The organism is Curtobacterium sp. 260, assembly GCF_030803485.1.
GTDB lineage: Bacteria > Actinomycetota > Actinomycetes > Actinomycetales > Microbacteriaceae > Curtobacterium.
On record NZ_JAURUY010000002.1, the window covers coordinates 136,661 to 162,417 of the forward strand.

23 protein-coding genes and 1 tRNA gene are annotated in these 25,757 nt (G+C 73.0%); 14 read left to right on the forward strand and 10 right to left on the reverse strand.

Going from position 1 to position 25,757, the window contains the following annotated elements; all coding sequences use genetic code 11:
* The first annotated feature begins 37 nt into the window (after positions 1-37).
* The 3 genes from J2X59_RS03045 (at position 38) to J2X59_RS03055 (ending at position 3,274) form a co-directional block, all read left to right on the forward strand.
* Positions 38-1,513 (forward strand): NAD(P)/FAD-dependent oxidoreductase, encoded by a 1,476-nt coding sequence (locus tag J2X59_RS03045; RefSeq protein WP_066652606.1) that lies wholly within the window; start codon positions 38-40, stop codon positions 1,511-1,513.
* Positions 1,514-1,588: 75 nt separating this feature from the next.
* Positions 1,589-1,662 (forward strand) — tRNA-Leu (locus tag J2X59_RS03050).
* 283 nt (positions 1,663-1,945) lie between these two features.
* Positions 1,946-3,274, forward strand: coding sequence for a threonine/serine exporter family protein (locus J2X59_RS03055; RefSeq protein WP_081984684.1), 1,329 nt, complete (start codon positions 1,946-1,948; stop codon positions 3,272-3,274).
* A 284-nt stretch (positions 3,275-3,558) separates the two neighbouring features.
* Here the strand turns inward: J2X59_RS03055 and J2X59_RS03060 are convergent, their stop codons facing one another.
* Positions 3,559-5,925: an Ig-like domain-containing protein gene (locus tag J2X59_RS03060; RefSeq protein WP_326495672.1), complete on the reverse strand. Its 2,367-nt coding sequence runs from the start codon at positions 5,923-5,925 to the stop codon at positions 3,559-3,561.
* A 236-nt stretch (positions 5,926-6,161) separates the two neighbouring features.
* Between J2X59_RS03060 and J2X59_RS03065 the strand changes: the two genes are divergently transcribed.
* Complete coding sequence (locus tag J2X59_RS03065) at positions 6,162-6,743, forward strand: LemA family protein (RefSeq protein ID WP_326495673.1); 582 nt, start codon at positions 6,162-6,164, stop codon at positions 6,741-6,743.
* Positions 6,744-6,766: 23 nt separating this feature from the next.
* Positions 6,767-7,669, forward strand: coding sequence for a M48 family metalloprotease (locus J2X59_RS03070; protein WP_326495674.1), 903 nt, complete (start codon positions 6,767-6,769; stop codon positions 7,667-7,669).
* Between the two features lie 247 nt (positions 7,670-7,916).
* Here J2X59_RS03070 and J2X59_RS03075 read toward each other — a convergent pair whose 3' ends face one another.
* Positions 7,917-9,179, reverse strand: coding sequence for a winged helix-turn-helix domain-containing protein (locus tag J2X59_RS03075; RefSeq protein ID WP_326495675.1), 1,263 nt, complete (start codon positions 9,177-9,179; stop codon positions 7,917-7,919).
* 93 nt (positions 9,180-9,272) lie between these two features.
* Here J2X59_RS03075 and J2X59_RS03080 point away from each other — a divergent pair, with 93 nt between their 5' ends.
* Positions 9,273-10,511 carry an AI-2E family transporter gene (locus J2X59_RS03080; protein WP_326495676.1) on the forward strand — a complete coding sequence of 413 codons (1,239 nt, stop codon included), beginning with the start codon at positions 9,273-9,275 and terminating at the stop codon, positions 10,509-10,511.
* 65 nt (positions 10,512-10,576) lie between these two features.
* A complete protein-coding gene (gene ilvA, locus J2X59_RS03085) occupies positions 10,577-11,836 on the forward strand; it encodes a threonine ammonia-lyase (protein WP_066652647.1) in 1,260 nt (419 codons plus the stop codon).
* Positions 11,837-12,191: 355 nt separating this feature from the next.
* Here the strand turns inward: ilvA and greA are convergent, their stop codons facing one another.
* On the reverse strand, positions 12,192-12,680 hold the full coding sequence (greA, locus tag J2X59_RS03090) for a transcription elongation factor GreA (RefSeq protein ID WP_066652650.1): 489 nt from the start codon (positions 12,678-12,680) through the stop codon (positions 12,192-12,194).
* A gap of 67 nt (positions 12,681-12,747) precedes the next feature.
* Entirely contained in the window at positions 12,748-13,197 is a 450-nt protein-coding gene (locus J2X59_RS03095; RefSeq protein WP_326495833.1) for a DUF4307 domain-containing protein, read from the reverse strand.
* A 121-nt stretch (positions 13,198-13,318) separates the two neighbouring features.
* On the opposite strand from J2X59_RS03095, the gene mca reads away from it, so the two are divergent.
* Both mca and J2X59_RS03105 read left to right on the forward strand, forming a co-directional pair.
* Positions 13,319-14,209: a mycothiol conjugate amidase Mca gene (gene mca / locus J2X59_RS03100; RefSeq protein ID WP_326495677.1), complete on the forward strand. Its 891-nt coding sequence runs from the start codon at positions 13,319-13,321 to the stop codon at positions 14,207-14,209.
* Positions 14,206-14,499, forward strand: a complete 294-nt coding sequence (locus tag J2X59_RS03105; protein WP_326495678.1) for a hypothetical protein — start codon at positions 14,206-14,208, stop codon at positions 14,497-14,499. The genes mca and J2X59_RS03105 overlap by 4 nt, the downstream gene beginning before the upstream one ends.
* A gap of 159 nt (positions 14,500-14,658) precedes the next feature.
* Here J2X59_RS03105 and trhA read toward each other — a convergent pair whose 3' ends face one another.
* Positions 14,659-15,357, reverse strand: a complete 699-nt coding sequence (trhA, locus tag J2X59_RS03110) for a PAQR family membrane homeostasis protein TrhA (RefSeq protein ID WP_326495679.1) — start codon at positions 15,355-15,357, stop codon at positions 14,659-14,661.
* An 86-nt stretch (positions 15,358-15,443) separates the two neighbouring features.
* On the opposite strand from trhA, the gene J2X59_RS03115 reads away from it, so the two are divergent.
* The 3 genes from J2X59_RS03115 to J2X59_RS03125 all read left to right on the forward strand — a co-directional run bounded on the left by J2X59_RS03115 (position 15,444) and on the right by J2X59_RS03125 (position 19,214).
* Positions 15,444-16,229: an isoprenyl transferase gene (locus tag J2X59_RS03115; RefSeq protein WP_326495680.1), complete on the forward strand. Its 786-nt coding sequence runs from the start codon at positions 15,444-15,446 to the stop codon at positions 16,227-16,229.
* A 112-nt stretch (positions 16,230-16,341) separates the two neighbouring features.
* Positions 16,342-17,451 carry an aminotransferase class V-fold PLP-dependent enzyme gene (locus J2X59_RS03120; RefSeq protein ID WP_066652665.1) on the forward strand — a complete coding sequence of 370 codons (1,110 nt, stop codon included), beginning with the start codon at positions 16,342-16,344 and terminating at the stop codon, positions 17,449-17,451.
* Between the two features lie 401 nt (positions 17,452-17,852).
* Positions 17,853-19,214 carry a PhoH family protein gene (locus tag J2X59_RS03125; protein WP_209683731.1) on the forward strand — a complete coding sequence of 454 codons (1,362 nt, stop codon included), beginning with the start codon at positions 17,853-17,855 and terminating at the stop codon, positions 19,212-19,214.
* Between the two features lie 164 nt (positions 19,215-19,378).
* On the opposite strand, the gene J2X59_RS03130 is transcribed toward J2X59_RS03125, so the two are convergent.
* From J2X59_RS03130 to xseA, 5 genes are all read right to left on the reverse strand, one after another.
* Positions 19,379-20,752: a class II fumarate hydratase gene (locus J2X59_RS03130; RefSeq protein ID WP_209684433.1), complete on the reverse strand. Its 1,374-nt coding sequence runs from the start codon at positions 20,750-20,752 to the stop codon at positions 19,379-19,381.
* Positions 20,753-20,916: 164 nt separating this feature from the next.
* Positions 20,917-21,531 carry a carbonic anhydrase gene (locus J2X59_RS03135; protein ID WP_066652668.1) on the reverse strand — a complete coding sequence of 205 codons (615 nt, stop codon included), beginning with the start codon at positions 21,529-21,531 and terminating at the stop codon, positions 20,917-20,919.
* Between the two features lie 35 nt (positions 21,532-21,566).
* Positions 21,567-22,202: a DUF4245 domain-containing protein gene (locus J2X59_RS03140; RefSeq protein WP_066652670.1), complete on the reverse strand. Its 636-nt coding sequence runs from the start codon at positions 22,200-22,202 to the stop codon at positions 21,567-21,569.
* The gene (locus J2X59_RS03145) at positions 22,199-22,471 is read right to left on the reverse strand and encodes an exodeoxyribonuclease VII small subunit (protein WP_066652672.1); all 273 of its coding nucleotides are present in this window, start codon (positions 22,469-22,471) and stop codon (positions 22,199-22,201) included. The genes J2X59_RS03140 and J2X59_RS03145 overlap by 4 nt, the downstream gene beginning before the upstream one ends.
* A gap of 64 nt (positions 22,472-22,535) precedes the next feature.
* Positions 22,536-23,777: an exodeoxyribonuclease VII large subunit gene (xseA, locus tag J2X59_RS03150; protein ID WP_066652675.1), complete on the reverse strand. Its 1,242-nt coding sequence runs from the start codon at positions 23,775-23,777 to the stop codon at positions 22,536-22,538.
* Between the two features lie 137 nt (positions 23,778-23,914).
* Here xseA and J2X59_RS03155 point away from each other — a divergent pair, with 137 nt between their 5' ends.
* Positions 23,915-24,979: a 4-hydroxy-3-methylbut-2-enyl diphosphate reductase gene (locus J2X59_RS03155; protein ID WP_081984691.1), complete on the forward strand. Its 1,065-nt coding sequence runs from the start codon at positions 23,915-23,917 to the stop codon at positions 24,977-24,979.
* Positions 24,976-25,734, forward strand: coding sequence for a DUF6264 family protein (locus tag J2X59_RS03160; protein ID WP_326495681.1), 759 nt, complete (start codon positions 24,976-24,978; stop codon positions 25,732-25,734). The genes J2X59_RS03155 and J2X59_RS03160 overlap by 4 nt, the downstream gene beginning before the upstream one ends.
* Positions 25,735-25,757: the final 23 nt, after the last annotated feature.

The window sequence follows — 25,757 nt, forward strand, 5'->3', positions numbered from 1 at the left end:
GGCAAGCAACCACCCCACTCCAAGGAGATCATCCCCCGTGCCCAAGATCCTCGTCGTCGGCGGCGGCTACGCCGGTTTCTACACCGCCTGGAAGCTCGAGAAGCACCTGCGTCAGGGTGAAGCCGAGGTCACCATGGTGGACCCGCTGCCGTACATGACGTACCAGCCGTTCCTGCCCGAGGTCGCCGCCGGTTCGATCGAGCCGCGTCACGCGATCGTGTCGCACCGTCGTCACCTGAAGAAGACCCGTGTCGTCACGGCGAAGGTCACGAAGGTCGACCACGCCACGAAGACCGCGACGATCACCCCGGCCGAGGGCGAGGCGTGGGAGGAGTCCTACGACCAGATCGTCATGACCGCCGGTGCCGTCTCGCGGACCTTCCCGATCCCGGGCGTCGCGGACGAGGCCATCGGCCTGAAGACCATCGAGGAGGCCGCGGCGATCCGCGACAAGATCCTCACGAACTTCCACAAGGCGGCGAACCTGCCGGCCGGTCCCGAGCGCGACCGCCTGCTCACCGTCGTCGTGGTCGGCGGTGGCTTCGCCGGTATCGAGGTGTTCGCCGAGCTCCGCTCCTTCGCGTCCGACCTGCTGAAGAGCTTCCCGCAGCTGTCCTTCGACGACACGCACTTCCACCTGGTCGAGGCGATGGGCCGCATCATGCCCGAGGTGTCGCTCGAGACCTCGCACTGGGTGCTCGAGAACCTCGCGTCCCGCGGCGCGACGGTGCACCTCGAGACCCAGCTGGCCTCGGCCGAGGGCGGCGTCTGCCAGCTCAAGGCCAAGGACGAGTCGATCGAGACCATCGAGTCCGACCTCATCATCTGGACCGCCGGTGTCATGGCGAACCCGATGGTCAAGGGCACCGACTTCCCGCTCGAGCAGCGCGGTCGCATCCGCGTGCAGCCCGACCTCCGCGTGGTCGACGACAACGGCGTGATCGCCGACGCGTGGGCCTGCGGTGACGTCGCGGCCGTGCCGGACCTGACCGGTGGCGGTGTCGGCGGCTTCTGCGTGCCGAACGCCCAGCACGCCGTGCGCCAGGCGAAGCAGCTCGCGAAGAACCTGGTCGCGGTCGTCCGCGGCGAGGCGACGACCGACTACAAGCACGAGAACCTCGGCGCCGTCGCGGGCCTGGGTCTCGGCACGGGTGTGTTCCAGTCCGGCAAGTTCGCCATGAAGGGCTTCCTGGCCTGGGGTGCCCACCGCGGGTACCACGGCCTGGCGATGCCGTCGTGGGAGCGCAAGTGGCGCGTCATCGGCGACTGGGTCGGCGGCTTCTTCCTGGGCCGCGACATCGCGTCGCTCGACGACCGTGAGACCCCGCGTGCCGCGTTCGAAGCCTTCGCGTCGCGCCCGAAGCCCGCTGCCGCCGAGGAGCCGAAGGCCGTCGCTGCCCCGGCTCCGGCGGAGGGTCAGCCGGCCGACGCGGCCGGTCCCGCGTACGCCACCCCGGCCGAGGACGTCTCCAAGGACGCTGCGCCCGTCGCGGCCCCGGCCGACGCCAAGTAGCACCAGCACCAGCACCGACGGCCGTCGCCCCACGTGGGCGGCGGCCGTCGTCGCGTCGGTAGGCTGTTGCGGCCCGCCCCCGTGGCCCAATCGGTAGAGGCACGCGACTTAAAATCGCTGAGTTGTGGGTTCGAGTCCCACCGGGGGTACGCGAGGCGCGGGTGCGCCGCCGGCTGCGCCGCCGGCCGCGCTGGCCGCGCCGCCGCGCCGCCCGCCCCGCCGCGTACCGGCGGGCGAGTCTCGGGTCCGCGGACGGTTTCGCGGGTCTACCGTCGCGAATGTGTCCGCACAGGCGAGTCTCGTGCGAGCGCCCCGCCCGCCCGGAGCCCCGCCCGCCCGGAGCCCCGCCCGCCCGGAACCCCGCCCGCACAACCCCGCCCGCACAGGCCGGAGCCACCCGCCGCTCGCCGCCGCGCAGTAGCATCGACGTCCGTGGTCGGACTCGGAAGCGCTCTCGCGAACCTGCGCAACGCGCTCAACCGACCCGAGGCGCACGTCGAGGTCGTCGACGGCGAGACGGTCCCCACCGGGATGCTGCTCGGGACCCTCGGCGCCCTGCTGCTCGACGCCGGCAGCTCCGTCACCGACGTCCGCTCCGCGCTCGAGAAGGCCCGCGACGCCGCCGGGGTCGGACCGACGCTCGCCGTCGGTGTCCTGCCCGCACTCGTCATGGTCAGCGAGGTCGCCACCGGCGCCGCCACCATCGTGAACGCCGAGGGCGTCGAGCTCTCGTCGCGTCAGGCAGCGCGGGCGAACCGCCTCGTGCTCGGCCTGGAACGCGGGTCCATCGCCCTCGCCGAGATCCCCGCCCGGGTGCGTGCGATCCGGACCGGTACCGTGCCGCCGCCGGCGCTGCCGTGGATCACCGGGAACGCCCTCACCTCGGTCGGACTGGCCGTCGTGTTCCGTTGCCCGTGGTGGGCGATCGTGCTCGCGCTCGTCGTCGGTGCCCTGGTCGGTGTGCTCAGCCTCGTGCTCCGCCGCTTCCGCGAGGCCGTCGCGATCATCCCGTTCCTGGCCGCGTTCATGTCGACGAGCGTCGTCGGCCTCGTCGCCGCCGGCACCGGGTTCGACCACGTGCCCCTGTTCGCGGTGTGTGCGCCCGTCGCGGTCTTCGTGCCCGGCGCGCTGATCACGAACGCGCTGCTCGAGCTGACGGCCGCCGACATCGTGACCGGAGCCTCGCGCCTGGTGCAGGGGCTCATCACGCTCGGCTTCATGGCCGCCGGGATCGCCGCGGGGAGCGCCCTCACCGGCCTGCGCGTCGACCCGTCGTCGGCGGCCCTCGTCGGCGAGGTCGCCGGCGTCGGCACGCTCCGCGGTGGTTGGGAGGCCGTGCCGTCCTACTGGGTGTCCTGGGTGGCGGTGGCAGGCCTCGCCGTCGGCCTCGGGCTCGTGTTCCGCTCCGGCTGGCGGCTCACCGTCGTGTCCGTCGCCGTCATGATCAGCGCGTACGCGGTCGTGAGCGGGACGACGCCGGTGTGGGGCAGCGTGGTCGCGACCGGAGCTGCGGCCGCGCTGCTGTTCGTCGCGACGCGGTTGCTCGAGCGTGTGGTCCCGGTGATCCCGGCGACGGTGTCGTTCTTCCCCGCGTTCCTGCTGCTCGTGCCCGGCACCGTGGGACTCGTCGCGGTGACCACGTTCGACCCTGTCGCGCTCGGCACGCCCCTGGCCACGTTCGTCAGCCTGTGCATCGGGACGAAGATCGGAGGCCTGCTGCCCGGTCTGTTCCGGCGGAACGCCCCGCACCGCGTGGCCTGAGACCTGGGGCGCGCGGCGGTCGGGAGGCGCGCGGCCGCCCTGTCACGTGCCTCTCGTCCGACCGGTGCGGGCCGGGAGGCGCGTGGCGGTCGAGCCCGGCGCCTCCCGTCCGGTGGGTGGCGGGCCGGGAGGCGCGTGGTGGTCGAGCCCGGCGTCTCCCGTCCGGTGGGTGGCGGGCCGGGAGGCGCGTGGTGGTCGAGCCCGGCGTCTCCCGTCCGATGGGTGGCGGGCCGGGAGGCGCGTGGTGGTCGAGCCCGGCGCCTCCCGTCCCGTGGACGGACCGGTCAGCGGTGCTGTGCGGCGGTGCGCGAGCCGCGCAACCAGACCCAGCAGCAGGCGACGGCGGCGGCACACAGGGCGGACGCCACCGCGGTCTCGGTCGGTGAGGGGACAGCGGGAGCCCCCGCGCCCGCCGTCACCGCCGCCAGCGCGACCCCAGCGGCCGTGAGGCCGACCCAGCGCGCACGTGCGCCGGCGACGAGCACCGCACCCGTCGACCCGGGCAACGGCAGCAGCGACACGACGAGTGCGCCGACCGCGCCGACGCAGAGCGTGGTGGCGAACTCGGCCGTCAGCGTCGTCCAGAAGCCCGACCCGTGCACCAGCGAGTGCAGGACCCAGCCGACGGTGGCGACGCCGAGCAGCGCGGCCGAGCGGGCCGTGGCGTTCCGGACCCCGCGGGCGACGCTCGAGCCCAGTCGCAGGGCGGCGGTGTCGGCGCCGGGGCGTCCGACGGGGACGAGGACGGCCCCGACGACCAGGGCGGGGGAGAGGTCGGCGACGCGGGTCAGGGCGCAGCCCAGCACGGCGGCGAGCACGAGCCAGGGGGAGACGCGGAAACCGACGGCGGCGCGGTCCCTGCCGGCCGCCCAGCGGGTGGCCAGGACGACGACCCCGGTGGTGACCGCCGAACCGAGCAGCACCGCGAGCGCGAGCCGGACGTAGCGGGCCTCGAGCGCGACGCCGACACCGAGGAGCGTCGTGACGACCACGATCCCGACGCCGACGGCCGCCGCGGCCCAGGTGGGCAGGACCTCGTCCCCGAGTCGTCGCTCCGTGCGCGAGCGGTTGCGGCCGAGCAGCGCGGCGAACGGGTTGCGCAGGCGACCCCGGGCAGCGGCGCCGACCACCGCGAGCGGCACGGCGACGAGCACGAGGAACCCGGCGGCGACGCCGGTGGCGAGCAGGACGGTGCCCCACGAGAACGAGGCCTGGATCGTCGGGACGCCGCGGTCGTAGGCGGTGTCGGCGGTCCAGTCGCCCGCGGGGCCGGACCAGTCGGGCACCCCGCTGGTGCTGCCCCCGGCGCCTGCCGTGCCGCTGCCCCCGGCCGTCCCGGTCGACCCGCCGCCGCTCGTGCCGGTGTCGGTCGGGGTCCCGGTGCCGTCCGTCGCACCGGACGTGTGGTCGTCCGACGTCGTCCCCGGCGCGCCGGACGACGACGTCTGCCCGCCCGCGGCCCCGGAGGCACTCGCGCTCGGCCCGGCGCTCGGCGCTGCGGTCGCGTCGCTCAGCACGACGCGGACCCCCGACGACGACGGTGAGGAGTTGCCCGCGGCGTCCTGCTGCATCGCGCTCACCACCCGGGTCCCGGCGGGTGCGGTCGCGCCCGTCGTCGTGCACGCCCACCGGCCGTCGGCACCGACGTCGGAGCGGCACACCGGCGAGCGGTCGACGTACACGGTGAGGACGGCACCGGGCTCACCGGTGCCGCGCACGGTGAACGGCTGGGAACGGACGCGCTCGTCGGACCCCGGCGTGGTGACGACCGGTGCTGCCGGGGCGGTCCGGTCCACGACCACCGTCCGCGGGGCCGAGGAGGCGCTCCGCAAGTCCGAGCGGAAGCCGTTCGCGGTGCTCGCGGTCTGTGCCGCGGAGACCGCGATGCGCCCGTCGCGCGTGCTGCCGGGCAGCGGGACGGTCCAGTGACCGCCGGCGTCCACCCGCGCGGTGCGGTCGGTCGGGGTGCCGGAGACCGACACGGCGACGGTCGCTCCGGGCAGGCCGGTGCCGGACACGGGACCCGAGGTGGGACCGTCGGTCGTGACGGCCGGCGGGACGACGACGTCCGAGGCCGGAGCGCGGGACGACCCGAGCGCGGCGTCGGTCTCGTCGGCGACCGTGAAGACCTGCTGCGGGCCCGAGCGGACGGTGGCGATGCACGACCAGGACCCGTCGGTCGCCACGGTCGTCGTGCAGCCGCTCGAGCCCGTGGCCGCCGGTCCGGTGACGCGCAGCCGGTGCCCGGGGGTCCCGGCGCCGTGCAGCCGGACGGTGGCGGTCGTGACGTCGCCGGGGTCGGCGATGCTCGGGCGGACGGCGGGGCGGTCCGTCGGCGAGGGCGCCGGGGAACCGGTGTCCGGTGGCAGGGTGCCGAACTGGGGGAAGGGCGTCGGGGAGGCGGTCCGGGGCGCGTCGCCGTCCTGCTGCGGCACGGTGTCGGTGGTGGACGTCGTGGTCGTCGCGGTCGCGGACGTCGTCGCGGGCGCGGCTGCGGCGGGCTGTGCGCCGAGCAGGACCGTCCCGGTGGCGAGCACCGTCACCAGCGCCGCGGCCAGCAGCCCGACGCGCGATCGGGGTCGACCGACGGGACCGCCGCCCCCGACGGTCCCCTCCTGCACGTTGTCCCCGAGCCTGTCCACCGTCTCCATCACACGCGATCATCGGGCTCGGGTCAATCCACCACCCGGATGATGTGTCCCGGGACCGATCCCCGGCGGGGGTCCCCGGACGGTGGGTGTGCGCCACTCGGGAATCCCCCGTGAACCAGACTGCGCGAACGGGTCGTGCCGGTGCGCCTCGGTACACTCGTGGACGGTCGTCCCACGGCCACGCACCGGCCGCGGTCCCACTGCGCCGGACCCGAAGCGCAAAGGAGTACGCCCAGATGGACACCGGACTCGTCACGACGCTGATCGTCGTCGGAGTGGTGGTGGTCCTGCTCGTCGTGGTCGGGATCTACCTCTGGGTGACCTACAACTCGCTCGTCACGCTGAAGCTGCGCGTGGACGAGGCGTGGAGCGACATCACGGTGCAGCTGAAGCGCCGCGCGGACCTCATCCCCACCATCGTCGAGACGGTGAAGGGGTACGCCGCGCACGAGAAGTCCGTGTTCGAGTCGGTGACGCGCGCCCGCGCCGAGACCCTCGGCGCATCGAGCGCCTCGAGCGCCTCGGTGGCCGAGGGGCACATGCAGAAGGCCCTGAAGGGTGTGTTCGCCGTCGCGGAGGGCTACCCCCAGCTGCAGTCGAGCCAGAACTTCCTGCAGCTGCAGTCGGAACTCGTCGACACCGAGGACAAGATCCAGTCCGCCCGGCGCTTCTACAACGGTGGCGTGCGCGAGCTGAACACGAAGATCCGGGTCTTCCCCAACTCGACCTTCGCGAAGAGCAAGGGCTTCAGCGAGGCGACGTTCTTCGAGACGGCCGAGCCCGCGGCGATCGCCGAACCGCCGCGCGTCCAGTTCTGACGTCGACCGGGGCGGCCTGACCCGTGTACAGCGCCATCGCGCGGAACAAGCGCAACACCGTCGTCATCATCCTGGTCTTCCTGCTCATCGTCGGGGCGCTCGGGTTCCTGGGCGGCTACCTCGCGGGCAACGTCTCCGTGGGCGTCATCGTGCTCCTCGTCGCGCTCGGGTACGCGGTGCTCCAGTACTTCCTGGCCGGGCGGCAGGCGACGGCCATCGCGGGCGGCATCGAGATCGACCGGAACACGGAGCCGCGGCTCTGGCGGACGGTCGAGAACCTGGCGATCACGAACGGCATGCCGATGCCGCGGGTGTTCGTCATCGAGGACCCGGCACCGAACGCCTTCGCCACCGGACGGGACCCGGAGCACGCGATCGTCGCGGCGACGACCGGACTGCTCGCGATCATGGACGACAGCGAGCTGCAGGGCGTCATGGCCCACGAGCTCGGTCACGTCAAGAACTTCGACATCCGCGTCTCGACCATGGTGTTCGGCCTGGTCGTCGCGGTCGGGTTCCTGGCGGACGTGCTCCTGCGCATCTCGATCTTCGGCGGGCTGAGCGGGCGCGGGCGGAACAGCGACTCCGGGGGTGGAGGCGGCAACCCGATCGTCCTCGTCGCGGGGATCGTGGCCGTGCTCGTCGCCCCGATCGCGGCCGCGGCGGTGCAGGCGGCCGTCTCGCGGCAGCGGGAGTACCTCGCCGACGCCACGGGTGCGATGACCACGCGGTACCCCGAGGGACTCGCCCGTGCGCTGGAGAAGCTCCAGGCGCACGGCCGACCGACCCGGTCGCAGAACTCCTCGATGGCGCACCTGTGGATCGCGGACCCGATGCGACCGGGCCTGATGGACCGGTTGTTCTCCACGCACCCGCCGCTGCCCGACCGGGTCGCGCGACTCCGGGGGAGCCTCGACCGGTTCTGACGGGCGCTGACGCCGTCGCCGCCGTCGCTGCGATGCCGGCGCCGAGACGCCGGTGTCCACACGAGACGGACTCGTGCCGGCGAGACGCCCTCGGAATCCGCGGCGTCTCGACGACGATGCGGTGTCTCGACGACGAAGCGGTGTCCCGACGACGATGCGGCGTCGCCGCGACGGAGCGGCGGGTGACGGGACCTCGACCCGAGCCGGACGGGCGGGGCGGACGGGCGCCGTGCCTCCCGGCCGCTGGTCACACGACCGTGTCGTCCTCGGGAGCCGGAGCATCGGCGTCGTCCGCCGCCTCGTGCGGGACGAGCGCGACCCCGAGCGCCGCGGCCACCGCACCCGCGGCGGTGCCGCGATCGGTGACCTCGACGCCGTCGAGGCCCTGCCACGCCGCCGCCCGCCGCAGCGTCTCGGCGAGGCGCTCCGCGTCGAGGTGCTCGCCGGGCTCCTGCCAGGCCGTCCGGACCCGGAGCACGCCGCGCTGCCGATCGCTCTTCAGGTCGACGCGTCCGGTCAGCCGGTCGTCCTGCAGGACGGGCAGCACGTAGTAGCCGTACACACGCTTCGGCGCCGGCGTGTAGATCTCGATGCGGTAGTGGAAGTCGTACATGCGCTCCGCGCGACGCCGGAACCACACGACGGGGTCGAACGGGCTGAGCACCGCGTCGGCGGCGACGTGGCGTGGGACCCTGGCGTCGACGTGCAGCCAGGCACGGTCCCGCCAGCCCGCCACCCGCACCGGTACGAGTTCGCCGCGCTCCTCGAGCTCCGTGATCGCGGCGGCGGTGTCGTCCGCACGCAGGCGGAAGTAGTCGGCGAGGTCCGCGCGGGTCCCGACGCCGGACGCGCGCGCGGCACGCCGGACCAGCTCCGTGACCGCGGTGTGGCGGTCGGGCGCGGCCTCGAGCGTCCCCACCGGCAGCACCTGGTCGGGCAGGGCGTAGACACGCTCGAACCCGGCGCGTCCGGCGCTCACGACCTCGCCCCAGCGGAACATCTGCTCGAGCCCCGCCTTCACGTCGCTCCACCCCCACCACGGCCCGCGTCGGACGTTCGCCTCGTGCTCGACCGCGCTGGCGGGCAGGGGCCCCTCGGCGGCGAGCAGTGCGCGGAGCTCCCGGCGGACGCTCGCGGTCCGTTCCACGCCGGCGATCCGGTTCGGTCGGGCGTCGCGTTCGCGGTACGCGTCCATCCGCCACCGGAAGAGCGGGAGGTCGGTCCGCGGCAGGAACGCCGCCTCGTGTGCCCAGTACTCCGCGTAGGGGCCGGAGCGCCGCATGGTGAGCCGGTCCAACGTGTCCCGGTCGTAGGGACCGAGGCGGGCGAAGAGGGGCAGGTAGTGGCTGCGTTCGAAGACGTTGACCGAGTCGATCTGCAGCAACCCGAGCCGGCCGATCGTGCTGGTCAGGGTGCGGGTGCCCACCGCGTCGCGCGGGGGTGCGCCGAAGCCCTGGGCCGCCAGCGTGACGCGGCGGGCCTCGGCGGCGGAGAGCGTGGTCCGGACCATGGCACGACGCTACCGATCGACGCCGACACCGGGGTCGGGCCGATGTATGCCGCATCTGGAACACACACCGGCACGCGTCGGTACACTCACCGCATGGCCTGGGGAAAGAAGACGCATCCGGATCCCGTCGTCGAGCAGGTCGTGCCGACGGGCATGCGGATCGCGGGGGCGTGGTCCTGGCGCGTGCTCGTGGTCGTCGGCGTGGTCGCGGTCTTCATCTACCTCGTGACGCTGTTCAGCGAGGTGCTCATCCCGTTCCTCATCGGGATCGTCGTCGCCGCCCTGCTCGTGCCGCTGTCGAACTGGATGCAGCGCCACCACGTGCCGAAGTGGATCGCCGTCGTGGTCAGCCTCGTCGGGGGCCTCGCGGCCGTCGGTGGACTCATCTGGCTCGTCGTCGACCAGATCGCGGCGGCCTACCCCTCGCTCCGCGACCGGACGCTCTCGCAGTACGACAACATCCGCGAGTTCGTCCTCAGCTCCGGTCTGGGCATCAGCCAGTCCGACCTCAACAACTACCTCAACCAGGCGACCGACTGGCTGTCGAGCAACTCCGGCTCGATCCTGTCCGGGGTCGCGAGCGCGGGATCGTCGCTGACGCACCTGCTCACCGGGTTGTTCGTGGTCATCTTCACGGTGATCTTCCTGCTCATCGACGGCAAGAACGTGTGGCGCTGGACCGTCCGGCTGTTCCCGAAGAACGCCCGCGCCGCGATCGACGGCGCCGGGGTCGCCGGGTGGACCACCCTGACGAGCTTCATCCGCGTGCAGATCTTCGTCGCGTTCGTCGACGCCGTCGGCATCGGCATCGGTGCCGCCGCGCTGCAGCTGCCGCTCGTCATCCCGATCGCCGTGTTCGTGTTCCTCGGCGCGTTCATCCCGGTCGTCGGCGCCATCGTCACGGGCTTCCTCGCCGTCTTCATCGCCCTGATCTTCAACGGATGGGTCGCGGCGCTCGTCATGCTCGGCGTGATCCTCGTCGTGCAGCAGGTCGAGGGGCACATCCTGCAGCCGCTCGTCATGGGCAGCGCGGTCAAGGTGCACCCGCTCGCCGTCGTCCTCGGCGTCACCGCGGCGTCCGGGCTTGCCGGCATCGCCGGAGCGTTCTTCGCGGTGCCGCTGATCGCGACCGTGAACTCGATGGTCACGACGATCGCGAGCGGCCGGTGGAAGGGGCTCGACTCCGACCACGTGCTCGAGGCGAAGCAGCGCGACCACCACGCGAGCGTCGAGGCGAAGAAGCGCCGTCGTTGGCGGAAGCGCCACCCCGACGGCGTCCCGGCCCCGGGCAGCGACGAACAGCCCACCGCCACCAAGGGGACCGCGGGCTGAGCGGGCGTTCACCGACGGACCGTCACGAGTTCGCCGTGACGGCTCCGACGGACGATGATGGGTCCGTGACCGACACCTCCGCGCCCCAGCAGCAGACCGACGCGTTCCCGACGCTCGCGGACATCGAGGCCGCTCGGCAGACCATCGCGGGCGTCGCACGCGTCACGCCGATGGAGACGTCGCAGTTCCTCGCCGAGCTGCTCGGCTCGCCGGTGCACCTGAAGTGCGAGAACCTGCAGCGCACGGGCGCCTACAAGGTGCGCGGCGCCTACAACCGACTCGCCGCCCTCAGCCCCGAGCAGCGAGCGGCGGGTGTCGTCGCCGCGAGTGCCGGCAACCACGCGCAGGGAGTCGCCCTGGCCGCTCGTGAGCTCGGCATCCCGGCCACGATCTTCACCCCGGTGGGCGTCGCGCTGCCCAAGCTCCAGGCGACGCGGCACTACGGCGCCGAGGTCGTGCTGCGCGGTCACTCGGTGGAGGAAGCGCTGAGCGCCGCGAAGGACTTCGCCGCCCACACCGGTGCGGTGTTCATCCCGCCCTTCGACCACCCGGACGTCATCGCGGGCCAGGGCACGCTGGGCCTCGAGATCATCGACCAGGTGCCCGACGTCGACACGGTGGTCGTGCCGATCGGTGGCGGCGGGGTGATCTCCGGCATCGCGCTCGCGGTGAAGGGCATGTCCGAGCGCCTCGGTCGTCCGATCCGGGTGATCGGCGTGCAGGCGGAGAACGCCGCGGCGTACCCGTCGTCGATCACCGCGGGAGCACCGGTCACGATCACGACGAAGCCGACGATCTCGGACGGCATCGCGGTCGCCCGACCGGGCGACCTGAACTTCCCGATCATCCGCGACCTGGTCGACGAGATCGTGACCGTCTCGGACGACGACACCGCCCGTGCCCTCCTGGTGCTGCTCGAGCGCGCGAAGCTCGTGGTCGAGGCCGCCGGCGCCGTCGGCGTCGCGGCGATCATGTCCGGCGCCGTCCGTGACACCGGCCGCACCGTCGTGCTGCTGAGCGGTGGGAACATCGACCCGCTCATGATGGAGCGGATCATCACCCGCGGTCTCGTCGCGGCGTCGCGCTACATCGGCATCCGGATCATGCTGCCCGACCGCCCCGGACAGCTCGCCCGCGTCGCCCAGGTCATCTCGGACGCCGGCGCCAACGTGGTCGAGGTGCTGCACACCCGGCACGGGCAGGGCCTGGTGATCAACGAGGTGGCCCTGGACCTGTCGATCGAGGCACGCGGCCCCGAGCACGCGCAGGAGGTCATCCAGCGCCTGCACGAGGTCGGCTTCCGCCCGGAGCTGCTCGAGAACTGACCCCGCCGCGCTGGCCCTACGCGTCGGTGTCAGCGGTGCGCACGGGACGGCCGCGCAGGCGTCAGGGTCGCGTGAGCGACACCGCGGACGGCCGGGAGGCGCGTGGAGCTCCCGTCATGACCCTCACGTCGATCCTGCCCTCGCTTCGCGACGTCGTCGCGCACCGACCAGCGCCGAGAGCCCCGTCGGCCCCTGCACAACGAAGAGCAGCTCGCGCCACGTGGTTCCGTGGTGCGAGCTGCTCCTCGTTGTGCACTGGCGCGTCGCGCCGCCTGCTGGCCCGCCGCGCGCTCTGCGGCCTTCGCGTTCCGGGCGCACTGCGGCGCCGGGCGCCGGGCGCCGGGCTCCGGGCGCCCTACGGCTCGTAGCGCTCGACCTTCGTCACCTTGGCGCTGATCTCCTTGCCGTTCGGCGCGGTGTAGGTCGTCTCGTCGCCCGCGCGCAGCCCGAGGATCGCGGCACCGACCGGGCTCACCGGGCTGTACACGGTCAGGTCGGACCCCTCGGCCACGATCTCGCGGTTGCCCACGAGGAAGGTCGACTCGTCGCCGGCGATGACCGCCGTGACGACGGTGCCCGGCTCGACGGTGCCGTCGAAGTCGGCCTCGCCCACGGTGGCGTGCTTGAGCAGCTCGGTGAGCTGCCGGATGCGGGCCTCGATCTTGCCCTGCTCGTCCTTCGCGGCGTGGTAGCCGCCGTTCTCCTTGAGGTCGCCCTCTTCACGCGCCGCCTCGATGCGGTCCGCGATCTCCTTGCGGGCCGGGCCCGACAGCTGTTCGAGCTCGGCCGTGAGACGGTCGTGCGCCTCCTGGGTCAGCCAGGTGGTCTGCGTGTCGTTGCTCATCGGTCTCCCTTTCGACAAAGGACGAGACCGGCCGGTGTGGCCGGTCTCGTCCGCGAATCAGTCGAGTCTAGGGAACCCAGCAGTCGTGGATCAAGCCGGTCACGCCGCGGGTCGTGGTGTTCACCTCGGTCGAGATCGAGCGGGTGCGCTGCTCGGATGCCGGCAGCGTCACCTCCTTCCACCCGACGATCGAGTACGACTTGTCGAGCACCTGCACGGCGCACCGGACCTCGGTCCCCGGGTCGGCCGACACCTGTGAGTGCACGACGGTGCGGTGGTCGGAGACGACGGTGTACCCGAGCTCGGTGTCGTCGAGCCCGTGTGACTCCTGGTCGAGGCCGGCCCAGACCACCCACGCGACGAACACGAGCACGACGGCGATCGCCGCGACGACCCCGAACAGCTTCCCGCGGCGCCGACGATCCGGCGTGCGCCCGTACCGGTCGTCCAGCGACGCGGCGGTGGTCGTGGCCGTGGCCGACGCAGCGGTGGGGGTGGGGTGCAGCGGTTCGGACAGTTCGGGGCTCCTGGGGTGATTATCCTGGTCCCAGGGTAGTTCACGCCCCGCTGTGCGCTGCCCCCACGCCCGGGTCGATCCGTGCGCGTCCCGCCCGCTCCGTCACCCGTGAGGATCCTCCGTGCCGTACCGCCTGCTGGCCGTCCACGCCCACCCCGACGACGAGTCGAGCAAGGGTGCCGCGACGGCCGCGAAGTACGTCGCCGAGGGGCACCAGGTGATGGTCGTCTCCTGTACCGGCGGCGAGGCCGGGGACATCCTCAACGACCAGCTCGGTGGGCCGGCGACGAGCCGCGCCCACCGCGACATGGCGGGCTACCGGCGCACCGAGATGGCGGCTGCGCAGGCAGCGCTCGGCATCGACCACGTCTGGCTCGGCTACCACGACTCCGGGCTGCCGGATGCCGAGAAGGGCGAGACGGTCCGTCCGGGCACGTTCTCGACGGTGCCCCTCGAGTACTCGACCGAGGCACTCGTCCGCGTCGTCCGCCGCTTCCGTCCGCACGTGCTCGTCACCTACGACGAGAACGGCGGCTACCCGCACCCCGACCACATCCGCACGCACGAGGTCTCGGTCGCCGCCTGGCGCGCCGCCGCCGACCCCGCGGAGTACCCGGACGCCGGGGAGCCGTGGTCGATCAGCAAGCTCTACTACGAGCGCACCATGAACCCGCGCCGCTTCCGCACGATCTACGAGGCACTGCGCGAGCGCGACCCGGACAGCGCTGCCGTCGAGCAGCTGCGCGAGTGGGTGGAGCGGTTCGCCGACCGGCCGGACCTGGCGACGACCCACGTCGACGTCCGCGACCACTTCGACGCCCGCGACGCCGCCCTGCACGCGCACGCCAGCCAGGTGCCGCCGGACAGCGTCTTCTTCTCGTGGCCGAACGACCTCCTCGCGACGGTGTGGCCCACCGAGGACTACCAGCTCGTCGAGGCCCGCGTGCCCACCGACCTGCCGGAGTCCGACCTGTTCGCGGGGCTCCCTGACGACGAGGACACCACCGCGTGAGCACCATCCTGACGGCCATCGCCGCCGCCCCCAGCCCGAGCCCGTCGGTCGTGCCCGACGTCGACGTCACCCCCGGGGTCGCCGGCTTCGTCGCGATCGCGGTCGTCGCGGTCGTCACGATCCTGCTCGTGGTCGACATGACCCGCCGAATCCGTCGGACCCGCTACCGCGCGGAGATCCGCCAGCGGCTCGAGTCCGACGCGGGCGACGGCACGTCGACGGACGAGCCGGTGCGTCGCGCCGACGAGGACGGCCGGACCGACCTGGGCGACGACACCGAACGCGGCTGAGCCCGCGACGTCGGCAGCAGCGACACCAGCAGCGGCGACGTCGGCAGCAGCGACGTCCCCAGCAGACGGACGGGAGGCCCGTGGCGAGCGTGCCACGGGCCTCCCGTCCGTCGTCCGGTCGCCCCTGCCGGCCGGTGCCGCGGTCCGCAGCGGCTGCGGTCAGCGCACCGAGTCGAGGGCCACGATGAGCACGCCGACCCACTGCGCGGCGAACGCGACGACGGTCAGTGCGTGGAAGACCTCGTGGAAGCCGAACACGGTCGGGGCGGGGTCGGGGCGCTTGAAGCCGTAGACCAGGGCACCGATGACGTACGCCAGGCCGCCGGAGAGCACGAGGACCGTCATCGGGACGCTCGCGGCGAAGAACTGCGGGAGCAGACCGAGCGCAGCGCACCCGAGCACGAGGTAGATCGGCACGTACAGCCAGCGCGGTGCGCCGATCCACAGGACGCGGAAGGCGATGCCCAGCGCGGCCCCGGACCACATCACCCAGAGCACGACCACCATGAGCGTGTGCGGCAGCGCGCAGATCGCGATCGGCGTGTACGTGCCGGCGATGAGCAGCAGGATGTTCGTGTGGTCGATCCGCTTGAGGACCTTCTTCACCGTCGGGCCCCACGGGAAGCGGTGGTAGGTCGCGGAGACGCCGAACATGAGCAGCGACGTCGCCATGAACACGGCGCTGCCGGCCTTCGCGGCCCCGCTGTCGGCCAGGGTGATGAGCACGATGCCCATCGCGATGGCGAACGGGAACGTGCCGAGGTGGATCCAGCCGCGCCAGGCGGGGCGCGGCGGCTCGGTGGTGTCCGCTTCCTCGGTGAACGGGACGTGGGGGAGCGTGGCGGTCTCGTCCTGCATGGGGCGACAGTAGGGCCCCCGGCCGAACGGCAGCAGGGAATGCACAGCCCCGCACGGCCGGCGTCACGGTGCACTACAGTCGTGGCGTGACCGGCAGGGTGGGATGGGCAGGGCGCGGCGTCCTCTACCGTGCCTACCAGCGTCGTATCCGCCGCCAGATCGACGGCCAGGCGATGCCGAAGCACGTCGCCATGATCGTCGACGGCAACCGTCGCTGGGCCAAGCAGCTCGGCCTCGAGTCGGCCGCCCACGGGCACCGTGCCGGCGCGGCCAAGATCCCCGAGTTCCTCGACTGGTGCGACGAGCTCGGCATCGAGGTCGTCACGCTCTACCTGCTGTCCGCCGACAACCTGACCGGTCGGGGCGGCGAGGAGCTCGAGCAGCTCGTCGGCATCATCGGCGACCTGGCCGGGACGCTCGCCGTGCACCGCGACTGGCGCGTGCAGCACGTCGGTTCCGACGAGGGGCTGCCCGCGGGTCTCCTCGGGGCGCTCGCGGACGCCGAGGCCCGGAGCGCAGCCCACAACGGCCTGCACGTCAACCTCGCGGTGGGCTACGGCGGACGCCGGGAGATCGCCGACGCGATGCGGAGCATCGTCCGGGCGCACGGCGAGGGCGGCGGCACGCTCGACACCCTGGCCGAGGTGCTGACGCCCGAGCTCATCGGCGACCACCTGTACACGCAGGGCCAGCCCGATCCCGACCTGGTGATCCGCACCTCGGGTGAGCAGCGGTTGTCGGACTTCATGCTGTGGCAGAGCGCGCACAGCGAGTTCTACTTCGTCGAGGCCCTCTACCCGGACCTGCGCGAGGTCGACTTCCTGCGGGCCGTGCGCGACTTCGGCCTGCGCTCCCGTCGTTTCGGCGGCTGATCGCGGGAGGCTCCCGACGGCGGTGGCGAGTGCGTCAGGCGGCTCAGGTTCGCGCGGCCTCCGTGCGTCCCAGTAGACTCACAGGGTTTTCGTCCCACGGAAGGTTGCCCCTGTGAACATCGCCGAGTACGCGGCCGGCTTCGACGAGGAGCCCGGCTACCTCGACCACGCCGCCTTCGGGCCGGTGCAGACCGCCGTGCTCGAGGAGCAGCGGGTGCTCGGGACGATCCAGGAGCGCATGCGCTTCGGCGCCGTGGAGACCCTCGACGAGCAGGACGCCCGGGTGCGCACCGTCGCTGCCCGGCTCGTCGGCCGTCGCGAGGACCAGGTGGTCTCGCAGACCGCCACGACGCCGGGGCTGCTGCACACCGCGTTCGGCCTGACCGGCGGTGTCCTCGTGGCCGCCGACGAGTACCCGTCGCTGCCGCTCGCACTGGCGAGCGCCGCCTCGGCGACGGGTGGCCGCGTGCAGCCCGTCGTCGTCGAGTCCGGTGCCGGCTGGATGACCCCGACGCTGGTCCGGGAGCGCCTGACCGACGACGTCGCCGCCGTCGCCGTGTCGCTCGTCGACTGGCAGACCGGGTACCTCGCCGACCTCGCTGCGATCCGGGAGGTCATCGGTGACCGCCTGCTCATCGTCGACGCGATCCAGGGCTTCGGCGTCGTCGACGCCCCGTACGAGGTCGCCGACGTCGTCGCCACCGGCGGGCAGAAGTGGCTGCACGCTGGGTGGGGCACGGGCTTCCTCGCGTTCAGCGACCGCGCCCTGAACCGCCTGCGCCCGGCGCTGTCCGGGCCGCACGGCACGACCGGCTGGCCGACCGAGGTCCCGTCGGTGAAGCCGGGCGCCGCGGGGTACCAGATGACGCGCGTCGACCCGGTCGCACAGGCCCGGATGGCGGTGTCCCTCGAGCGGCTGGTCTCCGTCGGGGTCGGGGCCGTGCAGGAGCGCGTGGCCGACCGGGTCGAGCGGGTGCTCGACATCGCCGACGAGTTCGGCCTGTCGGTCGAGTCCAGCCGTGACCCGCGGGAGCGCGCCGGCATCGTCGTGCTGCGTCCGCCGCAGGGTCGGCTCACGGCGCTGTCCGCGGCGCTGCACAACCACGGGGTCACGGCGACGACGCGGCTCGGGGTCGCGCGGGTGTCGGTGTTCGCGTCCACCACGGACGCGACGCTCGACATGTTCCGCGACGCGTGCCTGTCCTACGCCACGATGCAGTAGCGCGCCCGCGCGCTGGCCGCCCGCCGGCCTGGCCGCGGTCCGCGAGACTCGGCCGGGCGGACGTGTTCGCGCCTCCCGGCCCGCGAATCCGTCCGCGTCCGCGAGTCTCGCCGCTGCGCGCCTGCGCGCCTGCGCGCCCGGACGGGCACGGGCCGGACGTGCGCCCGAGGCGGCCGGGAGGCCCGTGGCGGGCCCGCCACGTGCCTCCCGGCCGTCGTGGTGCGCGTTCACGTGACCGTAACCTCGGGGACCGCGTGTCGCGGTCCGGCTGTCGGGGGCCGGTCGTAGCTTGGCCCCACCGGGCACGGTGCCCGGTCGGAGCGGCCAGGCAACGGTGCTTCGGGACCGCTCTCCGGCCGCGTCGAGGACAGTGACCGGGCCGAGCGCGGCCCGGGGATGGAGTGGTCGTGACCTCTCGCAACGTCGCTCGCGAACCCGCCCAGCGGTCCACCGCGGACTCGTCCACGTCGGTCGCCCAACGCACGTACGTGCTCGACACGTCGGTGCTCCTCAGCGATCCGCGGGCGCTGTTCCGCTTCGCCGAGCACGCCGTGGTGCTGCCCGTGGTCGTCGTCAGCGAGCTCGAGTCCAAGCGTGACGACCCGGAGATCGGGTACTTCGCGCGCCAGGCCCTGCGGCTGCTCGACGAACTGCGGGTCGAGCACGAGCGGCTCGACTTCCCCGTCGCACTCGACGACGGCGGTTCCTTCCGCGTCGAGCTGAACCACTCCGAGCAGTCCGTGCTCCCGTCCGGGCTCCGGCTCGGGGACAACGACTCGCGGATCCTCGCGGTCGCGTCGAACCTGGCGAACGACGGGCTGGACGTCGTCGTCGTGTCGAAGGACCTGCCGCTCCGCGTGAAGGCGTCGTCGATCGGCATGGCCGCCGAGGAGTACCGCGCCGAGCTCGCCGTCGACTCCGGCTACACGGGCATCACCGACCTGCAGGTGTCCGGCGAGCAGATGAGTGACCTGTACGAGCACGAGGAGATCCGGTCCTCGCGGCTCGACGGCGTCCCGGTGAACACCGGCGTCGTCATCCACTCGGAGCGCGGGTCGGCCCTCGGCCGCGTGCACGAGGCAGGCGCGGTGTCGCTCGTCCGCGGCGACCGCGAGGTCTTCGGGCTGCGCGGGCGCTCCGCCGAGCAGCGGCTCGCGATCGACGCCCTGCTCGACCCGGAGATCGGCATCGTCTCGCTCGGAGGATCGGCCGGCACCGGCAAGTCGGCGCTCGCGCTCTGCGCCGGGCTCGAGGCGGTGCTCGAACGACAGCAGCACAAGAAGATCATGGTGTTCCGGCCGCTCTACGCCGTGGGTGGGCAGGAGCTCGGGTACCTGCCCGGCGACGCCTCCGAGAAGATGAACCCCTGGGCGCAGGCCGTGTTCGACACCCTCGGCGCGCTGGTGTCCGACAACGTCCTCGACGAGGTCGTCGAGCGCGGGATGCTCGAGGTGCTGCCGCTCACGCACATCCGCGGGCGGTCCCTGCACGACGCGTTCGTGATCGTGGACGAGGCGCAGTCGCTCGAGCGGAACGTCCTGCTCACCATGCTGTCGCGCATCGGGCAGAACTCGCGTGTGGTGCTGACGCACGACGTCGCCCAGCGGGACAACCTGCGGGTCGGCCGGCACGACGGTGTCGCGAGCGTGATCGAGCGCCTGAAGGGGCACCCGCTGTTCGCGCACGTGACGCTGACCCGCTCGGAGCGGTCGGCGATCGCGGCGCTCGTGACGGAGCTGCTCGACTCGCCCGACCTCGGGTAGCGCGGCTGGTCGGCCGCCGGCGGGACTCGCCTGGGCGGACACGTTCGCGGTCGCAGGACTGCGAACGTGTCCGCAGGCGCGAGTCTCGGGGGTGAGCCGACGACGGACGGGAGGCACGGTGCCAGCCGGCACCGTGCCTCCCGTCCGTCAGTGGGTCCCGTGGGTCAGTTCGGGTGCGTCATCGACAGCACGTCCAGCGCGCTGTCGAGCTGTTCCTCGGTGACCTCGCCGCGCTCGACGTGGCCCAGGGCGACGACCGCCTCGCGCACGGTGATGCCCTCGGCGACGGCGTACTTGGCGACCTTGGCCGCGGCCTCGTACCCGATGACGCGGTTGAGCGGCGTGACGATCGACGGGGACGACTCGGCGAACGCGCGGGCGCGCTCGAGGTTCGCCTGCAGCCCGTCGATGGTCTTGTCGGCGAGCACCCGCGAGCTGTTCGCGAGCAGGCGGATCGACTCGAGCAGGGCCGTGCCCATCACCGGGATCGCGACGTTGAGCTCGAAGGCACCCGAGGCGCCAGCCCAGGCGACCGTCGCGTCGTTGCCGATGACGCGTGCAGCGACCATCAAGGTGGCCTCGGGGATGACCGGGTTCACCTTGCCGGGCATGATCGACGAGCCGGGCTGCAGGTCCGGGATGTGCAGCTCGCCGAGGCCCGTGTTCGGACCCGAGCCCATCCAGCGCAGGTCGTTGTTGATCTTCGTCAGGCTGACCGCGATGACCTTGAGCGCACCCGACGCCTCGACCAGTGCGTCCCGGGCACCCTGTGCCTCGAAGTGGTCGAGCGCCTCGGTGATCGGCAGGCCGGTGTCCGAGGCCAGACGGGCGATGACCTGCTGCGGGAAGCCCTTCGGCGTGTTGATGCCGGTGCCCACCGCGGTGCCGCCGAGCGGGACCTCGGCGACGCGGGGGAGCGTGGCCTGCACGCGCTCGATGCCGAGCCGGACCTGGCGGGCGTAGCCGCCGAACTCCTGCCCGAGGGTGACCGGGGTGGCGTCCATCAGGTGGGTGCGTCCGGACTTCACGGCGTCGGCCCAGAGCGTCGCCTTGGCCTCGAGCGACTCCGCCAGGTGCTCGAGCGCGGGGACGAGCGTGCGGATGAGGGCCTCGGTCACGGCGACGTGCACGGAGGTCGGGAAGACGTCGTTCGACGACTGGGACGCGTTGACGTGGTCGTTCGGGTGGACGTCCGTGCCGGCGATGCGGGTCGCCAGGGTCGCGAGGACCTCGTTCATGTTCATGTTCGACGAGGTGCCGCTGCCCGTCTGGTAGACGTCCACCGGGAACTGGTCGTGGTGCTCGCCGCCGATGATCGCGTCGGCCGCCCGTGCGATCGCGTCGGCCACGGTCGGGTCGACGATGCCGAGGGACCCGTTGACGACCGCTGCGGCGCGCTTGATCCGGGCGAGGGCGACGATCTGTGCCGGCTCGAGTCCGCTGCCCGAGATCGGGAAGTTCTCGACCGCGCGCTGCGTCTGGGCGCGGTAGAGGGCGTCCACCGGGACCCGGACCTCGCCCATCGTGTCGTGCTCGATGCGGAAGCCGTCACCGCCCGTCGCGGTCCGGTCGGTCGCGGTCTGGTCGGGCTCGCTGGTGTGGGTCACGTCGTCGTGGTCCTTCCTGTGGTGCACGGCCGGAGCGGTCGCCCCGGTGTCTTCGGCGGCCCGGTGGTCTCCGGGCGTCGCGTCGTGGCGGCCGGTCAGGCCTGGCCCACGACGGTGTCGATGGTGACCTCGCCCGTGGAGAGGTCGTAGGTCGCCCCGACGACGGCCAACCTACCGTCGGCGACCGCGTCGGAGACGACACCGGACCGCTCGATCACCTGGCGGAGCGTGGCCTCGAGGTGCGCGGCACCGACGGCCTCCTGCGGGAGCTCGGCGTCGGTCGCGCGGACCCGCTCGACGCTCGGCGCGATCGCGTCGACGAGCGACTGCAGGTGCGGCGCGGGCACGGGCTCGCCCGAGCGCGCCGCGGCGACGGCCCCGCACGCGGTGTGGCGGAGGACGACGACGAGCGGGGTGCCGAGGGCGACGACCGCGAACTCGATGGAGCCGAGCACGACGTCGTCGACGATCTGACCGGCGTTGCGGATCGCGAACAGGTCACCGATGCCCGCGTCGAAGACGTGCTCGAACGGCACGCGTGAGTCGGAGCAGCCGAGCACGGTCGCGAAGGGCGCCTGCGAGCCCGTGAGCTCGCCACGGCGGTCCGGGTCGATCCGGCCGGTGCGGCGCTTGTCGGCGGCGAAGCGGGCGTTGCCCTCGACGAGCAGGCGGAGGGCGTCGGACGGGGTGGAGGCGGCGCGGTCGGGCATGGTCTTCCTCGTGCTTCGGGTTCGGTCGGGCGGGGTCAGTTCGCGAGCTGCTCGGTGACGGCCTTCGCGACGGTCGTGAACGACGAGTCGTCGGCCGTGCCGGACAGGACGATGGTGTCGCGGCCGAAGGTGTGCACGAGCGAGTACGCGTGGTTCCCGGCGTCCTTGCCCTCGTCGCGACGGTCGTACACGGTCCACTTCGTGCCGTCGATGGTGCGGTCACCGGTGGCGGGCTCCTGGTCGAGCTGGTTGGCCACCCACGACGCGTTCGCATCGATGCCCTGCTGGAGGCCGATGTACTGGCGGTCCGGGGTGACGAGGCCGACCGTCCAGACCCGCACGCCGTCCGACGTCTTGTCCTGGAAGTCGGCGCGGTTCGAGGTGAAACCGTCGGGCAGGTCCGGTGCCGCGAGCGTCACGCCGGGCACGTCGGCACCGGCGGCGACCTGCTGGTAGTCCACGGACCGGTCGACGGTCTGGTCCGGTCGCACGACCACGGCGACCAGGAAGAGCACGATGCCGAGCGATGCGATGAGCGCCAGCACGAGGTTGAAGGCGGTCTGGTGCTCGCGGCGGGAGCGTCGCGCGGCGTCCTTCCGGGCCCAGGTCTCCTCCGGGGTCTCCGGGCGGCCGAGCTCGGCGACGATCGGGCGTCCGTCGGGGTCGGTCACCGTGCTGCTCCGTCCGGGTCGCCTGCGGTGTCCGCGGTGCCGTCACCGGCAGACGCGGCACGGGCGGCGTCCAGCCGGGCGCGCGCGCCGACGAGCCACTCCTCGCACCGGGCCGCGAGGGCTTCGCCACGCTCCCAGAGCGCGAGCGAACGCTCGAGCGTCGCGGACCCCTGCTCCAGCTCACCGACGACGCGCACGAGTTCGTCGCGCGCCGCCTCGTAGCTCAGCGACTGCACGTCGGACGGCACGGGTTCCTGCTGGGATGACACACCCCGATCCTACCGAGCACCCTCCGTCGGCGGTGCACCGCCGACGGAGCCCGTGGAGACCGGGCTACGCCCCGGAACCGTCCGGCCCCGGTCCCTCCGGCTCGAGTGTCCCCGTCGCCGTGCCCGCGCCGAGGGTGACGTGGACCGGCGTCGCACCGTCGAGGTCCTCGGTACCGCGCACGACCCCGCCGTCACTCCGCTGCACGATGGCGTAGCCGCGGCGCAGGGTGTCGCGCGGCGAGAGCGCGCGCAGCCGCCCGGTCAGGTGCCCGACGTCGCTGTGCGAGCGCTCGAGGCGTCGGTCGAGCAGCTCACGGGCACGGGACAGGTCGCGTGCGACCTCCTCGGCCCGGGTGTCGACGAGCCAGGCGGTCGACGCCAGCGCCGGGCGCGACCGGAGGGCGGCGATCCGGTCGGCCTCGACCGACAGGGTGTGCGAGAGCCGCAGCCCGAGCCGGGCCCGGGCCTGGCGGACGTTCGCGAGCTCCTCGGCCACGTCGGGCACCACGCGCTTCGCGGCGTCCGTGGGGGTGGAGGCGCGCAGGTCGGCGACCTCGTCGAGGATCGGGCGGTCCGCCTCGTGCCCGATGGCGGAGACGATGGGGGTGGTGGCGGCAGCGGCGGTCCGGACGAGTCCCTCGTCGCTGAAGCCGAGCAGGTTCTGGAAGTCGCCGCCACCCCGGGCGACGATGATGACGTCGACGGTCGGGTCGGCGTCGAGCTCGACGATCGCGGCCGTGACCTCGCCCACGGCCCGCTCGCCCTGCACCGCCGTGTGCACCGTGCGGAACTCGACCTGCGGCCAGCGGAGCTGCGCGTTCCGCTTGACGTCCTTCTCGGCGTCGGAGTCCTTGCCGGTGATCAGGCCGATCCGGTGCGGCAGGAACGGCAGACGCTTCTTGCGGGACGGGTCGAACAGGCCCTCCGCCGCCAGGGTGCGCCGGAGCCGTTCGAGCCGCTCGAGCAGGTCACCGAGGCCGACGTGCTTCATCTCGACCACCTGCATGGTGAGCGAGCCGCCCTTGACCCAGTAGTTCGGCTTCACCGCGGCGACGACGCGGGCGCCCTGCCCCAGGTCCGCGGGCACCCGGGAACGCACGCTCGACCAGATCGAGAAGGACACGGTCGCGTCGACCTCGACGTCCTTGAGCTTGCCGTAGACGTTGCCGCCGGCGACGTTCCACTGCGTGATCTCGCCCTCGACCCAGGCGGTGCCGAGTCGGTCGATCCAGTCGCGGAGCTTCGCCCCGAGCAGGGCGACGGGCCACGGGTTGTCGGCCGTCGGCGGGCCCTGTTCGATCGCCATGCCCACCATCGTGCCGCATCCCGGCGACAGCGCCGGCCCGCGGCGCCGCACGCCGGTGCTCCACCACGTCGTCACGGCCCGGCTCGGCCCCGGACGCACCCAGGCCCCGCGCGTGCCCGGCACCTATCATCGGGGACGTGACGATCACCAACGGCCGCACGGTCCCGCTCGCCCCGCCGCGGGTGCACGCAGCGCGTGGTCGGCTGCGGGACGAGCCGGTCGCCGGCACGAAGAAGGTCCTGCTCGCCGCGCCCCGCGGGTACTGCGCGGGTGTCGACCGTGCCGTGGTCGCCGTCGAGAAGGCGCTCGAGCAGTACGGCGAGCCGGTCTACGTGCGGAAGCAGATCGTCCACAACGTCCACGTCGTCTCCACGCTCGAGCAGCGCGGCGCGGTGTTCGTCGACGACGTCGCCGAGGTCCCGCGCGGCGCACACGTCGTCTTCAGTGCGCACGGCGTCGCACCCGCCGTCGTGGCCGGTGCCGCAGAACGCGACCTGCACGCGATCGACGCGACCTGCCCCCTCGTCACCAAGGTCCACCGCGAGGCCACCCGCTTCGCGAAGGCGGACCGCACGATCGTCCTGATCGGCCACGCCGGTCACGAGGAGGTCGAGGGCACCATGGGCCACGCGCCCGAGCGCACGATCCTGGTCAACGGACCCGAGGACGTCGCCGCGCTCGAGGTGCCCGACCCCGACAACCTCGTCTGGCTGTCGCAGACCACCCTGAGCGTCGACGAGACGATGGAGACCGTCCGCCTGCTCCGTGAGCGGTTCCCGTCCATCGAGAACCCGCCGTCGGACGACATCTGCTACGCCACGCAGAACCGCCAGGTCGCGGTGAAGAAGGTGGCGCCCGACGCCGACCTCGTCATCGTCGTCGGTTCGGCGAACTCCTCGAACAGCGTGCGCCTCGTCGACGTCGCCCTCGAGTACGGTGCGGCGTCCGCCCACCGGGTCGACTACGCCGAGGAGATCCGCCAGGACTGGCTCGACGGTGTCCGCACGGTGGGTGTGACCAGCGGTGCCTCGGTGCCCGAGGAACTCGTCACCGAGGTGCTCGAGCAGCTCGCGGACGCCGGCTACGGCACCGTGGAAGAGGTCGTGACGGCGCACGAGGACCTCATGTTCTCGCTCCCCAAGGAGCTCCGCACGGACGCCGCGGGCAACCCCACCCGCGCCCTCGGCGGGCGTCGCTCGTGAGCGGCCTCCGCGGCGACTGGTCGTCGGCACCGGCCCGTGAACCGGGGCACGTGGACGAGACCGCCCTCGGCCTGGAGGCCCGTCCCGCCTCCGCCGCACCGGCCTCCGGTCGACGGGACGGCCGGGTCCACGGCACGCCCGCTCCCGAGTACGGCGAGTACGCGCCGGAGGGCTGGGTGAACCCGGTCCTGGTCGAGCAGGAACGGCGCGACCGGCAGCGGCGCGAGGCCGACGACCGTGCCCGCGCGGCGACCCAGGGGCCGACCGACCGTGGCACGGCACGCACGACCCGTCCGACGGACCGCCGCACGCCCGGTGGCAACGGCGCCGGGCCGTCGCGCGGTGCCGCGGCCGGTCAGGAGCGGCCGACGCTCTCGAGCCGCTTCGGGGCGTCGCAGTTCGACTTCGTGGTGACGGTCGCCCTGTTGGCGTTCGGTCTGCTGTCGGTCGTGCAGTCGCTCGCCGTGAGCGACGTCGCCTCCGCCGTGCGCAGGGCGTTCGAACAGCAGGGCCTGGAGCTCTCCGACCCCACGGCGCTGTCGACCGCCGCTGCCGTCGGAGCCATCGGCAACGTGGTCGTGTTCGCCCTCGTCGCGTGGTGGTCCCTGCGTCGGCTGGCCGCTCGGAGGTGGACGTTCTGGGTCCCGCTGCTCGGCGGGGCCGTGGCGTCGCTCGTCAGCCTGGTCGCCTTCGCCGTGGTGATGTTCCAGGACCCGGGCTTCGTGCAGGTGCTGATGCAGCAGTCCGGGGCCTGACCCTCGGGCCCTCGCTGTCGTGT